Origin of the sequence: Portibacter lacus (assembly GCF_021533215.1) — a bacterium.
Taxonomy (GTDB): Bacteria; Bacteroidota; Bacteroidia; order Chitinophagales; family Saprospiraceae; genus Portibacter; species Portibacter lacus.
Genome location: NZ_JAJNKA010000007.1, coordinates 177,390 through 192,567, shown reverse-complemented (window position 1 = coordinate 192,567; position 15,178 = coordinate 177,390). Strand labels below are relative to the sequence as shown.

Sequence of the window (15,178 nt, the reverse complement as noted above, 5' to 3'; positions counted from 1 at the left end):
TATTTACTAACTAAACCTACTCCTCCACTTAATAATAACAAGGCGAAGAAGTTAATCATGGACTGATAAGCCCGAAACTTAAGCAACATATTAAACAGAAACTATACAACAATGAAGATTCTTTTCGACATTAGAACGGAACAATTTGAAGGGACTATTAAGCCATGATGGGTAAGTTTCACTTTGCAATATCAAAGCCTCACCCCCAGTGATTCTACTTGCACGCTCACCAGCTGATGAGATTTTTGTGGATTCGAAGTCTAGATTCATATGTAAATTTTAGGAATGTAGATGGTTTTGAATCTTACGATTCTAAAAGGTATTATCTCGCAGAGGCGCAAAGTTCGCAGAGGCATAACCATTAGGAAAGTTATAGGGGAGGATATCTTTATCACTGTCAATATTAATGAAAGCAACTTAAGAGGCTGAATAGATAAATCAGTTAATATAAGAATTCTTTAACCCAAATAAACACACATGGCAGAATGTATAAATTGTAAAGCTTACACAAAATTTAATGGAGGATTATGCTATTCCTGCTATAAACAGGATGGAAATTCTGGTTCTGGCGATGTTGCAGTTGCGATAAAGGAGCCAGAGATAAAAGTTGAAAAGAAAAAGAAAGTAATAACAAAGAGTAAGGATAACCCATGGATTTCAGGAGTTATTAAAGGTAGGATTGCTGAAACAATAGTTGAAGAACTTTTTCGCTCTCTTGGATTTCAAGTTTTTAGTTATGGGATGGAGAATTCAATTCCTGGGATTAAAGACCTTTTGAAAGGTGTGAGGGGTGATGTTTCTAAAAATATTCGACAAATGCCTGATTTTGTAGTATTTAAAGATAATCAAGCACATTTCATCGAGGTTAAATATCGAGCAAGTGGTGAGTTGAGAAAAACAGATATTTCAATATATGGTGATTATCCCTTTGAGAATGCACTCTTTGTATTAGTAACCAAAAAACATATTAAGTGCATTTCTTACAAGGAACTTGCTGAAGGTAAAGAAATAACTTCCACATGCCATAATTATTTAGGAAAGCGAAAAGAATTTGATACTGATAAAGATATGATCATTGATTATTGCAAGTACGCTGTTAAGTTTTTTGAAAATGTCGACTAGGTAGAGAAATGATGCTTTAGATAAATTACCCAGTTAGAACAAAAACTCATAGTTTATTAACCATTTTATTTCGCGTATATGTCTCATTAAATACTCACACCTCTTTTTCCTGAATATAGCCGAAAAATACCTATAATTCACACTCAATACCTGTTTTTCCAAAATGAACATAGGATAGAGAAATGTTGGAATTCCTTTAATAAATTAAATAATCAGGCAGCCATTAAACAGCTAATTGTTAAATTTTAAACGTATTAAAATTTCCACTGGAAATCCTCGTTAGAATTCATATTAAGCGAAACCAGTATAAAAAAAACGCTTTCGATTTCCGAGAAAGACCAGAACATTGAATTTAATTTCTGATATTGATTAAGAGGAGGACGTCGATTAAGAATTGAATAGCAACCTACCACTATGAAAACTAAAACTTTAGGAATAGCGATGATTTTAATGCTCGCAATACTTGAAAATATTCACACTCAAAACCTTTCCATCAATCTTACAGGATCTCCAGATTTTACTTATCGCCTTTTAGGAGACCAAGAATTAAGAGATGACTATGAAAAAGGACAACTTAGGTATAGAGGTGGGATAGACATTGACAAACCAAGTAAAACCCTTATAACACATGATCGAATTAGGAACTGCTGCAAAATACATATTGACCCCGAATGGGGAGACGCCTCTAGGTGTGCGATATCTTTATCGCGAGAATCCGGCATTATGGTATGTGGTGACATTAGTGAGTAGGAAGGAATCTCAAGATCGCGTTGATTTCGAAGCGCGCCTGGATGATATACTCTGGCGTAAAAGTAAGTATGATATTGGTGATACGATTACTTTTGGTTGTCAGAAGAAGTTTTACTATCCATTATGGTGGTTGAAAACGTTAGCTGATGGTTTACAGGATTTTTTAGATGGTATTCCGAGCCTTGAGAAGATCAATGAATTGTATCCGGACATTGACTTGGATAAAGAAGAAGATGTGATTCGCTTGATTAAGATTGCGCATGAGGTGGAAGATTATGTTGATGGGAAGTCTGATCATGAGTAAGGTGAACTTATAGCAAAGTCATCGTCTCACATTCAGTGAGCCTACTTCTCCAGTTACCAACGGAACAAATATGCGATTCGAATCGATCATTGCATCGGATCGTCGAGCCCGAAAATGAATTTTACTTGATTAAATAATTTAGAATTTTATCCAAAATATTAGCGAAGAAGACACGTTGACTGATTGCAGGGATCGGCGAGCCACTTCCGAAGATCGAAGCTATAGTTATAGCTGTTAGATGAATTTTCGGTACTTTTATAGAGTTCCATTTACCCTAACCAATAATTATCTTAATCAACACTAAAACAATATGAACAATCACTTGAAATATATTCTATCAACATTCTTCCTTACCGTCATTTTTACCTCCGCAGTGCAATCCCAACAAATCAAACCTCCAAAAGGCTACTCAGCACAAATCGGCTCTACTGTTTCTATGCTCGAAGATCTAAAAAGTCGAGTCACTAATAGCGTAAAGAATCTTAATCAAGATGAAACGGATTTCTTACTAGACGATGATGCGAATAGGATAGGGGCCATGATTCTTCATTTGGCAGCCACTGAGAAATACTACCAAGTTTACACCTTCGAAAATAGAAGCTTAAACAAAGCTGAAAGAGACGAATGGGACATTGCCCAAAATCTTGGTGATAATGCTCGAAATGTAATAAAAGATAAACCGATTACATACTACTTAGACATTTGGGACGAAGTACGAAAAGAAACACTGAGATTGTTAAAAGAAAAGAATGATAAATGGTTCGCTTCGAAAATCAAAGGAAGTAATATGAATAACCATTGGGCATGGTATCATGTCATGGAGCACCAAGCGAACCACATGGGCCAAATTCGACTCATTATCAAAAGAATGGAGAAATAAAATTTAGCATGCGATATTAAATTTTTTAATTCATACCTTATCTTAAGGTAACATATGAGGCAAAATTTATATCTAATTATAGAGGAATAGTATCAGTGCATTATATTTTCTTCATCACATTTTCGGCACTGACAAGTAAATATGGATGAACAATCATTAAGTAAACTAATACCTTTAGTGGTATTATTGGTGCTGGGAATAGTAGAATCCATCGGAGGTCTATATTTTGATGACCGAAGAAGTAAAAATGATTTTACAATCGAAATATTGAGTCTGGTTACACTTCCGACATTAATTCAACCTGCCATATTCCTTGTAGTTCTTTGGATAATGGATTCCAATTTCTCAGCATTTGAAGATTTTTTTATCAATACATCCATTTGGTGGCACTTTCTGGCTTTTCTTATTTTTGATGACCTTAGCCAATATTGGTGGCATAGATTATCACACCAGCATAAAAAATTATGGAAACTACACAGACCACATCATATGGTGGAGGACATGGGAGTCCTCGTTACCTACAGAAATGCAATTCTATATTACGCTTTAATGCCTGGAATATGGTTTCTAGCTGTACTCGTTTACCTAGGAATGGGATATGCTTTTCTATTTTATATCCCTATTAAGTTAATAGTCATTCTTCTAGCACATAGTGAGACGAAATGGGATCGTTTTCTTTATAGATATAAATTGCTCCATCCATTTGCTTGGATTATAGAAAGAACTATTTCCACGCCTAGTACTCATTTTGCACATCATGGATTGACAGCGGAAGATGGTATCTCTAATCCTAATGGCAATTATGGAAATCTACTTTTCCTTTGGGACATCATTTTTGGAACAGCAAAAATAACTAGAAAATATCCTAATAAGTTTGGTACGTGGAATCAATTGAAAGAGCCTTGGTATGTTCAATTGTTCTTTCCATTGATCAAATCTAATGATCCGAAAAGTGAACTCCACTCCATGAAGACAGATCATAGCAGCTCATTAGATCATAAAAAACATACTCAATAAAAGATAATCAGATAGTCAGAATGAAATTAAAGAATCAGTCTCTTGATTGATGTTAAATTCATATTATTGAAAGTGAAAATTTTCGAAAAAAAACAGAGTTAGTGAAGATGAAATCGCAATAGGCTACTTCATCATATTAAAATGATGAAGTGTGCCTGTCGCAATACTGTGTATTAGGGTACATACACGGTGGTTATCATTTAAAGCTTAATTAACGTTGTTAGCTATATCAAGCTATAGATTTAGGAAATTTAATTCTAAGAAATAAATCTCAAATTTGGGGACACCTAATCTACTTCAAATGGTATTTCCACTAATTAGTGGTTAAAGTGCTTTAATGATTATTTATCTTTATTTACTTTAATTTTCATTCATGCGTATCATTCCTCAATCTACAAACAATAAAATTTGAATATCTATTCATCCAAATAAAAATCAATTTCATCATGTGCAAATGTCTCATGAATACAAATTCACTACTTTTAGTATAATGTTTACATAAACTTCTAAACCCTCCTTTTTAGAAGCGGCTTATAATTTAACGATGCTAAAATTATATAATAAAATGGAGTTTAAAGTGCGTATTGCTAAATGCGGACATGCTTTTAAGCCCCTAAAACAAGTATTTTTAGAATAATTTAAACGTAAGCATATGAAAAGCGAATCAAAAGTTTTAGAAAACCTTGGTTTAGGAATTTCAAGCAGTAGATAGCTGATTTTCTTTTCTGTAGGCACCAGGAGTCATGTCAACATGCTTTTTGAATGCATAATAAAAAGCAGTTTTAGAATTGAAACCAGAATCATAGGCTAGATTAAGAATCTTAAAATGATTAAGTTTTGGATCTTCTAGTTTTACCTTAATTTCATCTATCCGATATCTATTAACAAAATCAATAAAATTGCACTCTAGCTGCTCATTAATAATCTGAGATACATAATAAGTCGGAATATCTACGGTATTCGAAAATTGCAAAATAGTGAGTTCTGGATCTAAGTATGGCTTTTCAGAATCCATATACTTGATAATCTTTTCTAAGTACTCCGACTTTTGATTATTCTGAAGATTAGAGTTTTGATATTTTTCGATACTATTTACTTCTTCGATCTCTTGATCATCAATCTGATATTGGAACTTATCAAAAAACTTAGGTTGTAGTAAGAAAGTACCATAAATAATGAAAATAAGTAAAGATAATGCAAATACAACTACAGGAAAAGGTAGCGTCGTGGCACCTACCAATCTTGTAATTACTGTTATTACTATAGGAATTAATAAAGTACTGCTTAAAAATAATAACCACCTATGAAATGATGGATCTATGGAAGATCTAGTTTTCTTGAGATGATTCAAGTATCTAATTATCATTCTAATAGAAAGCACAGTATATGTCACCGCAATCAATCCTATTCCAAGTGAAATCCAAATTGGAGAAGGCGTAAATCCTGTGACCATTATGGAATGGTAGACTTCCATTTTTTCAGCTCCAGATTTAGCTAACATTGGGAGATAGTAAAAGAAGCCAATTACAGCAGGTACTAAATGTAATCTTATCTTTTTAAAAGTCAAAGGTTCTGCTTCTATCGAAGATTTACAATATAAGTATGTAAATGGTCCAATAAGTATTCCTGAAAAGAAATTAAGTCTTATGACATGCGGTAAATCATCTAATATATTAAGCGCATCAAAAAATCCCGGTAAGAAGTATAGAGAATATAATAAAATTAGAATACCTAAAAATACATTTGATCTGTTATGCTTTGACTTGATAAAAACAAAAAAGAATCCAAGCGAAATGGATAGAAAGCTAGTTATAAGACTTAAATGCTTATACAGCTCTAAACTGGGTGCCATGGTTGTATTTGTTTTATTAAAATAATAACATCATGAAGTTATAAAATATTCTAAGGAAAATTAATTCCTAGCACTTTTTTAACTTAATATGTATTACATATTAAATGGAAAAATTAGAAAAAAGTCGGTCATTCTAGGTGTAATACAGGTCAATTTCATCTTGATATTAACGATTTTTATTTATCCTTGTTATCAAGATACTATTCATTTAATAACTACACAATTACCTTATCAGGTGGTATATAAAATTGAAGAAATAGAAAAAAAAGAATACCCAAAGCTGGTTAAGGTATGGGAAGATTCAATAAGAGCCACACACCACTTTTTACAGGAAGAGGATATCGCCTATTTTAAACCCCTTATTCTCAACACTTATTTAGATGCAGTTGAACTGAGAGGTATAAGAAACGAAAATCTAGAGATCATTGGATTTATGGGTGTTGCTGATCAGCATCTAGAAATGTTGTTTATTAATCCTAACTACTTCGGAAAAGGAATTGGTAAAACCTTGTTAGCTTATGCCATAGATCAACTAAAAGTCACGAAGGTTGATGTTAATGAACAGAATAAACTAGCAGTTGGTTTCTATGAACATTGTGGTTTCGAGATATTCAGTCGCTCAGCATTAGATTCTTCTGGAAAACCTTATCCTATCCTTCATATGAAAAAAAAATCTATTTAGGTCGAAGCATTTCATTGGCTAGCATGAAGCAATGTTCAGATTTCATTTTCCATTCTTTAATATTGCTATTGGTTTTTTATTAAATTCGGCACAGAAAGCCAATGGCTAAATTTCTAACCAACCTATATGAAAAACTTGAACATTTTAACGCCATATAATATCCTCATTGTAATTGTCTTTTTGTTTCATTCGTCTACATCGCAGGATGATGAAAAATTTAAAAAGCCAAATGTTATTCTTATCATGACCGACGATCAAGGATACGGAGATTTAGCAGCTCACGGTAATCCATACATTAAAACACCTCATCTGGACAAATTATATGCTGAAAGCACGAGATTTACTGTCTTTCATGTGAATTCTTTTTGTGCACCGACGAGAGCAGCCTTAATGACTGGAAGAATGTCTGATAGGACTCAAGTGCATTCTACCGTATATGTTCGGAACCACCTCGCCAAAGAGGAAATAACTATGGCTGATTACTTTAAAGCTTCGGGATACCATACGGGACATTTTGGAAAATGGCATCTTGGTGATAACTATCCATACCGACCGATGGATAGAGGATTCGATGAATGGGTAGGAATCGGAGATGGTGGAGTAGGGACCGCTAATGATTACTGGGGGAATGATCGAATGGATGATGCTTATCTCAGAAATGGGAAGTGGGAAAAGATCAAAGGCTTTAATACTGATGTTTTCTTTGATGAAACCATTGATTTTATTGAAAAAAGCAAAGACGAACCATTTTTTATTTACTTAGCAACCAATGTTCCTCACGGGCCGATGAATGTGCTTCCTGAATGGCGGGAAGAATATGAGGGTATGGATTTTAAAATGCGGACAGTTCCATGGGGCGATACAAAGGATTTATTTGCATCGATTACTAGAGTAGATCAAAACATAGGAAGACTACGTCAATATTTAGCAGACAATGAGCTAGATGAAAATACCATCATCATTTTTCTGACGGATAATGGAAGTTCTGATGGCACTCATGTTTTCAACGATGGAATGAGAGGCTCGAAAGGTTCATTGTATGATGGTGGTCATCGAGTGCCTTGTTTTGTTCATTGGCCTGCAGGCGGATTCAATAAGGCAGTTGATATCGATAAGTTTACAGCACATATAGATCTCTTACCCACCTTAATTAATATTTGCCACTTGGACAATTTAGAAAAAAGTAATCTCGCTATAGACGGACGTAGTCTGGAGCCCTTGTTAAAAAATCCAGAGACGGAATGGGAAGATCGAGTAATCATAAATCATGTTCAGAACATTGTAGACAAACAGATTAAGGATAAGAATATTATTGTCTATACCGACCAGTGGAGGCTTATTAATAAGAATGCGCTCTACGATATTAATGCTGATCCTGGGCAGAAAAACAATGTTGCTGAAGCGTATCCAGATATCGTTGCAGAATTATCTAAAAAATATGATGACTACTGGGATGAATTGCAGATGGACGACTACCCATACCCAAGACCTATCATTGGAACTGAATATCAAGAGGAAGTTTGGTTGAATTCGATCAGTTGGATCAGGGAAGATCTTAAGGTTCATAGCTGGAATCAAAGCCATGTTTTAGCTGGTGAAAAAGCGATAGGTTTCTGGCCCGTTGAAATCTCCCAAGAAGGACCATACCACTTCGATGTTCGTCGATGGCCTAAAGAAGTGAATTTACCACTTGCATCAGCATTACCGGAAGCTGCTTATAGTGATATTTCTACGAATGGGAAACCAATTAAAAAAGGAGCCGGAAAAGGAATTCCAGTTACTAAAGTTCGCTTAAAAGTTGGTACGCAAATTATTGAAAAGGCAGTAGAAGGAAGTGAAGTAGGTGCTGAATTTATTATAGATTTACCTGCTGGTCAGACAGAAGTTCAAGCCTGGCTGATCGATGGTGAAGGAAATGAGCAATCTGCTTATTATGCATATGTTAAAAAAGTATAACGGTAAATGTTTAAAAGATCAGGAACAATATAATGGATGGATTATGAGGTTGTTTCAATTATGCCGAAATTATTATTAGCAATTTGCAGAGTAGAAAAATTTAGAGGTGTTTATTTTAAAAATTAGAGAATGAAACCAAGCTTTACGTTTTACATTATTTTATTTGTGCTTAAACTCAAAGGGCTGAAAAAAGATTTTAGTAGTGATCCGATTGATTTTGAGAAAATAAGGAAGGAAGATGTGCATGATCCGAAAGGTCAATTTTTCAAGGGCGAGAATGTACGAAAGTTTAGTTTATCTGAAACGACTATTACAGAAGTTAAGCAGTCGGGTAAATCTAAAAAACTGTTGATCTTTTTCCATGGAGGCGCATTCATTTCTGGTCCAGCAAAACACCATTGGGATATTATAAAAACCATTCATAAACGCAGTCAATATGATATCTGGATGTGTGATTACCCGAAAGCGCCTGAACACAACGTACTAAAGGTTAATGCTAATATTGATGAAGTCTACAGGAAAGCTTTAGAAACATTTGAAGGAAAAGATATTGTATTGATAGGTGATTCAGCAGGAGGCACTTTGATTGCTACTTTAACCCAGAGATTGATTCAGAACTCAATAGATCTTCCTAGAAGTATAATCATGGTTTCGCCCGTAATGGATGCTTCATTTACAAATCCAGAAATAGATGCCATTGATCAGATAGATCCTATTCTTTCTAAGAAAGGTATAATTAGTGCGAAGCGAATGTATGCTGGGGAGAAGGTTCTTAAGGATCCAGTTATTTCACCACTTTATGGTGACTTTACCGGATTTCCTGAAACCATCTTGTACATGGCTGGACGCGATATCACTTACCCAGATCAAAAATTGGCAGTTGAAAAATTCCTAAATTCAGATGTGCAATTAGAAGTATTCGACAGTGAAAACATGATTCATGTTTGGCCGTTTTTACCTGTGATGAAGGAAGCAAAGATGGCCTTAGACACTATTATTAACAAGTTGAATAGTTATTTCGATTAGTAGGCTAGAACTATAAGGATTATCGTCGATTTAGGTTTTTATACTCGGCTTTTCCTTTCTCTGTTAAGTAAGGATAGATGGCTTGAACAATGATTTCTAAATTATGTAAAATAGACTTTTTGTCAATTTTCTTTTGTTCAATTTCTAATGAAGTCATCCAAAAATCACCAAAAACCTGCACACGCCTATATAAAGGCACATCGAGTAGTTAAGACGAGCTGGAAAATTGGTAAAGTAGCACATCTGTCTAATCCAATTCTAAGAAGGTTAAGAAATCAAGCACTGAGAATGACGCCTGATTCCGTAAGTAGAAAGCAGAATGAAATGCTATATGAATTGGTGAAAGTGTGATATCGTAAAACATTAAATTCTTCCTTGAGATAGAATTTAAAAATAAACGATTTAGGATACTTGCATTCTTAAATTACTATCGTGATAAAGGAGATGCGGTAAATTATGATCAATCATAGTGGCGTTATACAAACTTTAGTGTCTATAATTATAATCCCAATAAAGAAATTAGAAATAAATTTTTAACCAATTAAAAAAATTAAAGATGTCTAAATACACCAAATCAGCTTTAATACTACTACTGTTTTCATTTTTTATTTTTAGTTCTTGTACGAAAGAACCTGAATGTTTAGAGGGTACAGTTCGATTCACAAACATATCATCAAACCCATATCTACTATACATCAATGGTGAATTTGAAATGGATATGAATAGCAATAGCTTTGTAGAAATTGAATTACCAGAAGGTAAACATACAGCTGAAGTTATACAGAAAAGCGGATATTTAATATTCCCAACTGTAGTAGAAGGTGACTTGAATGTTTTTGGATGTAAAGAAAGCCAAATGATTTTCCCGTAAACTCTTAAAAATGTCTTTTTAGTCAATTCATAAGTCTTTATTTGCTTTTAAGTACAGTTCTTGATAAAGGGGGTGCTAAAGTTTGAATGATGTAAACATTTGATAATCTGATTAAACTCATATCAATTTCACACTATTGCATATTTCTTCAAATACCAAAAATTACTGTTATCATTACATGATTGTTCTATCAATATAAGTGTAGATAAAAGCAGTATCCAATGAAGTCTAAACTCCAAATAAAAGATTCACTTTTTCAGGCTTGTAAACTGAACATTGATGATAGACTCCTTACCATTGATAAAACACTTAAATCAATCGCAGAATCTAAGAACAACGAAACGAAGAGCAGTGCGGGTGATAAATTCGAGACAGGAAGAGCAATGATGCAACTCGAAGAAGACAAAAATAATAGACAACGTTACGAAGCCAATCAAGTGCAACAAGTTTTGCTAAAAATTGACCTTCATAAAAAATCAGAAAAGGTGGTTCTTGGAAGTTTAGTCTCTACAAACAAAGGAGCGTACTTTATTTCCGTAGGCATCGGGAAAGTCCGACTGGAAGATGGTCTTTTTTATTGTGTATCTATCAATTCACCAATAGGAGCCCAACTACTTGGAAAAACCAAAGGGGATCATTTTCACTTTAATGGAAGCGAAATGATAATTTTAGAGATTAATTGAGTACGGTATTATTTAGTGTTGCAAATCTTGATAAGAATAAATTGACATATAAAATAGGCTAATATAGCATCTAAATATATCTAGATCCAAGCATATAAAGCATGAAGTTAATTATAAGTTTTACCATTATTTTCACCTTGTTATATGGGCACACAAATGCCCAAAGTTTTCCAGAAACTTTTGACTTCGGTACCACAGAAAGTGATTCATACCAGAATGACTTCTTTAAAATGGAGATTACTTTCGATTCTACTTGGGTAATACAAGACAGAAGACAGATGAATAGCTTAGTTAAAACTGGAGGCGAAATAGTTGCGGGCGATGACGAAATGTTGAAATCTGTGGTGAAAGCTTCTATGGTCAATACAGCATATCTATTAACAATATTCAAATATGAAGTTGGCGCCCCAGTTGAATTTAATCCATCATTCCTTGTTGTTGCAGAAAATACAATCAATTTTCCAGGAATTAAGAAAGGCAGCGACTACTTATTCCATTCAAAAAAATTACTTCAACAGTCTCAAGTGCCCTATACATTTGATAAAGATATTTTCCAGCAGCAAGTAGGAAGTATCGAATTTTATGTAATGGAAGCTAAAGTAGACTACCTAGGCAACACTATAGTTCAGGACTACATGACAGCAGTTATAAATGGCTTCAGTCTTACCTTTATCTTGTCATATACAAATGAGGACGAAAAGTCTGAATTGTATGATATTCTTGAACATATCATGTTTTAGGACGACGGCAGTTAATAATACCTACCAAACTAATTGCAAGACCCCAGATTTAGCCCTATCCAGGGATAATAATGTATAGTATATATCTATCTATTGTTTCAAGCTTCCATTGTTTCAAGCGATAAATAAATCACAGTATCAAAATTTCACAAAATATAATCACGCTCATTTACTAACATCGCCAAATTTTCCATAAATTGAAGCTCTTATAAACAATCTCCAAAAAGCAAATGAGCGATAAAAAGAAGCTGCGAAGTAGTGAGTGGTTTGGTAACAATGACAAAATGGGCTTTGTACACAGATCATGGTTAAGAAATCAAGGATATCCAGACGATTATTTTAGAGGAAAACCGGTCATCGGAATTTGCAATACATGGTCTGAACTTACACCTTGCAATGGTCATTTACGAGATTTCGCAGAGGTCGTTAAACGAGGCGTCGTAGAATCGGGAGGATTTCCGTTAGAATTTCCGGTAATGTCTCTGGGAGAAACCATCATGAAACCTTCTACCATGCTCTTTCGGAACCTCGCCAGTATGGATACCGAGGAATCTATTCGAGCAAATCCTCTAGATGGGATTGTGCTACTTACAGGCTGTGATAAAACTACACCTTCTACCATTATGGGCGCATGTAGCGTAGACTTACCAACTATTGTTGTTCCTGGTGGGCCAATGTTAAATGGTCGCTTTAGAGGTGGAAAAATAGGCTCCGGTTCTTTTAACTGGATGATTAAGGAAAAGCAGAAAACAGGGGAATATACGGAAGCAGATTTTGCAGAAGCAGAAGCATGTGCCGCACGGAGTATTGGACATTGTAATACAATGGGTACCGCATCCACTATGGGAACGATGTCCGAAGCGCTTGGATTAACCCTTCCTGGATTCTCATCGATTCCAGCTGCTGATTCTAGAAAGAAAATGTTCGCACAACTTTCAGGTCGAAGGATTGTAGACATGGTTCGAGAAGACTTAACGCTTTCTAAAATATTGACCAGAAAAGCTTTTGAAAATGCAATCATAACAAATGCAGCAGTCGGAGGATCGACAAACTTGATCATCCATTTGACTGCAATCGCAGGCAGAATTGGAGTAGATTTAAATCTCGAAGATTTTGATAAAATTGGAAGCAACATACCTCTTCTTCTGAATCTGATGCCATCTGGCAAACACCTCATGGAGGATTTTTTCTATGCTGGAGGACTACCTGTTATCATGAAAGAATTAAATAATATACTACATAGTGACATCATCACAGTGAATGGAAAAACATTTAATGAGAATTATGCAGACGCGATATGTTATGATCAAGATGTCATCTTCACTAAGGACAAACCGCTTCAAGAAAATGCTGGAATCGCAGTCCTGAAAGGTAATATCTGTGAAAATGGTGCTGTGATCAAACCATCCGCAGCAAGTCCTAGGCTCATGAAACACAGAGGAAAAGCAGTTGTCTTCGAAAGTATGGAAGATTATCATGAGCGAATAGACTTGCCAGATCTTGACATTGATGAAAATAGTGTGATTGTTCTGAAAGGTGTAGGACCTAAAGGATATCCAGGAATGCCTGAAGTTGGAAATGTAGATCTACCAGAAAAGCTCTTACTTAAAGGAGTAAAGGATATGGTTCGTATATCAGATGGTAGAATGAGCGGTACAGCTTATGGAACCGTCATTCTTCATGTTTCACCTGAATCTACAGTTGGTGGAAATTTTGCACTTATCAAAAATGGTGATTATATAGAACTCGATGTGGAAAATAGAAAGTTACATCTTGACATTTCAGATGAGGAGCTCAAAAAACGGCAATCAGAATGGAAACCGAGTGAACCAATAGCTACAAGAGGTTACGCTAGAATGTATATCGATCATGTAGAACAAGCTGATAAAGGAGCAGATCTAGACTTTTTAGTTGGGGGCTCAGGATCAAAAGTTGAGAGAGACCTACACTAAAAAACTAAACTATGGCAATTCTTTATTTACTACTAGCAGTATTATTAATCATTTTACTGACTACAAAATTGAAAGTGCATCCATTTCTTGCGCTATTTATCACCTCTATTTTATACGGGCTCTTTGCAGGAATGCCTTACGCTGATATCATAACTTCTATCAACGATGGATTTGGCGGGACACTTGGAAAAATAGGGCTCATCATCGTTCTGGGTGTAATTATCGGTGCCTTTCTAGAAAATACGGGCGGCGCATATGCTATTGCTGAGAAGGTTCTAAAAGTTATCGGTAGTAAAAGAGTGCCTACGGCAATGGGAGTTATTGGCTACATTGTTTCTATTCCAGTATTTGCGGATAGTGGTTTTCTTTTGTTAAATCCACTCAATAAAAGTCTATCTAAAAAAGCTAAAATATCTTTATCAGGCACTGGAATTGCGCTTGGTCTTGGATTAATGGCTTCGCATACGATGGTTCCACCTACACCTGGTCCCATTGCTGCAGCAGGAATTTTGGGTGCGGATTTGGGATTAGTAATAGCCCTAGGTCTGCCTATTAGTATTATTGCTTTAACCGCTTCTATATTGTTTGCTACTAAATATGCTGCTAGAACTTACATTGACCCAGATTTCGATGGTTCTTTATCGGAAAATGTGGTTGCTAAGAAAGATGCTCCAACAGCTTTAAAAGCTTCTATTCCCATCGTTATTCCGATTTTATTAATAGTTCTTAGGTCCCTTTTTAATCCAGATCGGCTAGGATACACTAATCAATTTATAGATATCATTGGTTTTGTTGGTGAGCCTATCATTGCGTTACTTATTGGTGTTTTTCTATGTCTTTTGCTTCCTAAAAAATTGAATTACGATATGCTGGCGACTTCTGGTTGGGTAGGAAAGGCCATTAAAGATTGTGCTTCCATTGTGCTTATTACTGGTGCTGGAGGTATTTTTGGTAAAATCCTACAGAATTCAGGAATAGCTGAGAGCTTAGGAAATTCTCTGTCAGCCCTAAATATTGGCATCTTTCTACCTTTTATTCTTGCTGCTGCCATAAAATCTGCGCAAGGTTCATCTACCGTGGCTTTGATAACAACTGCATCTATTATGATGCCGATGATGGAATCACTTGGATTTGATTCAGCCATGCAGAAAGCATTGGTTGTTATCGCAATTGGCTCTGGTTCAGCAGTAGTTTCTCATGCTAATGATAGCTTCTTTTGGGTGGTAACTCAGATGAGTGGAATGAATGTAAAAACTGGTTACCGGTTATTCAGTTTGGGGAGTTTCGTGTTAGGTGCAACGGGCGCAATTGCAGTATTTTTTGCACACTTAATATTAACCTAA

14 protein-coding genes are annotated in these 15,178 nt (G+C 35.1%); 13 read left to right on the top strand and 1 reads right to left on the bottom strand.

Annotated elements, in window-relative coordinates:
• Positions 1-477: 477 nt before the first annotated feature.
• The 4 genes from L2586_RS13750 (at position 478) to L2586_RS13735 (ending at position 4,073) form a co-directional block, all read left to right on the top strand.
• Entirely contained in the window at positions 478-1,122 is a 645-nt protein-coding gene (locus L2586_RS13750) for a hypothetical protein (RefSeq protein WP_235293491.1), read from the top strand.
• 628 nt (positions 1,123-1,750) lie between these two features.
• Entirely contained in the window at positions 1,751-2,176 is a 426-nt protein-coding gene (locus tag L2586_RS13745; protein WP_235293490.1) for a hypothetical protein, read from the top strand.
• A 310-nt stretch (positions 2,177-2,486) separates the two neighbouring features.
• Positions 2,487-3,056, top strand: coding sequence for a mycothiol transferase (locus L2586_RS13740; protein WP_235293489.1), 570 nt, complete (start codon positions 2,487-2,489; stop codon positions 3,054-3,056).
• Positions 3,057-3,197: 141 nt separating this feature from the next.
• The gene (locus tag L2586_RS13735) at positions 3,198-4,073 is read left to right on the top strand and encodes a sterol desaturase family protein (protein ID WP_235293488.1); all 876 of its coding nucleotides are present in this window, start codon (positions 3,198-3,200) and stop codon (positions 4,071-4,073) included.
• 697 nt (positions 4,074-4,770) lie between these two features.
• Here the strand turns inward: L2586_RS13735 and L2586_RS13730 are convergent.
• Entirely contained in the window at positions 4,771-5,574 is an 804-nt protein-coding gene (locus tag L2586_RS13730) for a helix-turn-helix domain-containing protein (RefSeq protein WP_235293487.1), read from the bottom strand.
• Positions 5,575-6,013: 439 nt separating this feature from the next.
• On the opposite strand from L2586_RS13730, the gene L2586_RS13725 reads away from it, so the two are divergent.
• From L2586_RS13725 to L2586_RS13685, 9 genes are all read left to right on the top strand, one after another.
• On the top strand, positions 6,014-6,607 hold the full coding sequence (locus L2586_RS13725; RefSeq protein WP_235293486.1) for a GNAT family N-acetyltransferase: 594 nt from the start codon (positions 6,014-6,016) through the stop codon (positions 6,605-6,607).
• A 126-nt stretch (positions 6,608-6,733) separates the two neighbouring features.
• A complete protein-coding gene (locus L2586_RS13720) occupies positions 6,734-8,563 on the top strand; it encodes an arylsulfatase (RefSeq protein WP_235293485.1) in 1,830 nt (609 codons plus the stop codon).
• A 129-nt stretch (positions 8,564-8,692) separates the two neighbouring features.
• Positions 8,693-9,589, top strand: coding sequence for an alpha/beta hydrolase fold domain-containing protein (locus L2586_RS13715; protein ID WP_235293484.1), 897 nt, complete (start codon positions 8,693-8,695; stop codon positions 9,587-9,589).
• A 147-nt stretch (positions 9,590-9,736) separates the two neighbouring features.
• Positions 9,737-9,940, top strand: coding sequence for a hypothetical protein (locus L2586_RS13710; RefSeq protein WP_235293483.1), 204 nt, complete (start codon positions 9,737-9,739; stop codon positions 9,938-9,940).
• Positions 9,941-10,145: 205 nt separating this feature from the next.
• Complete coding sequence (locus L2586_RS13705; protein ID WP_235293482.1) at positions 10,146-10,460, top strand: hypothetical protein; 315 nt, start codon at positions 10,146-10,148, stop codon at positions 10,458-10,460.
• A gap of 221 nt (positions 10,461-10,681) precedes the next feature.
• Entirely contained in the window at positions 10,682-11,143 is a 462-nt protein-coding gene (locus tag L2586_RS13700; protein WP_235293481.1) for a hypothetical protein, read from the top strand.
• Between the two features lie 101 nt (positions 11,144-11,244).
• Entirely contained in the window at positions 11,245-11,883 is a 639-nt protein-coding gene (locus L2586_RS13695) for a hypothetical protein (RefSeq protein ID WP_235293480.1), read from the top strand.
• A 230-nt stretch (positions 11,884-12,113) separates the two neighbouring features.
• The gene (locus L2586_RS13690) at positions 12,114-13,835 is read left to right on the top strand and encodes an IlvD/Edd family dehydratase (protein WP_235293479.1); all 1,722 of its coding nucleotides are present in this window, start codon (positions 12,114-12,116) and stop codon (positions 13,833-13,835) included.
• Between the two features lie 11 nt (positions 13,836-13,846).
• The gene (locus L2586_RS13685) at positions 13,847-15,178 is read left to right on the top strand and encodes a GntP family permease (RefSeq protein WP_235293478.1); all 1,332 of its coding nucleotides are present in this window, start codon (positions 13,847-13,849) and stop codon (positions 15,176-15,178) included.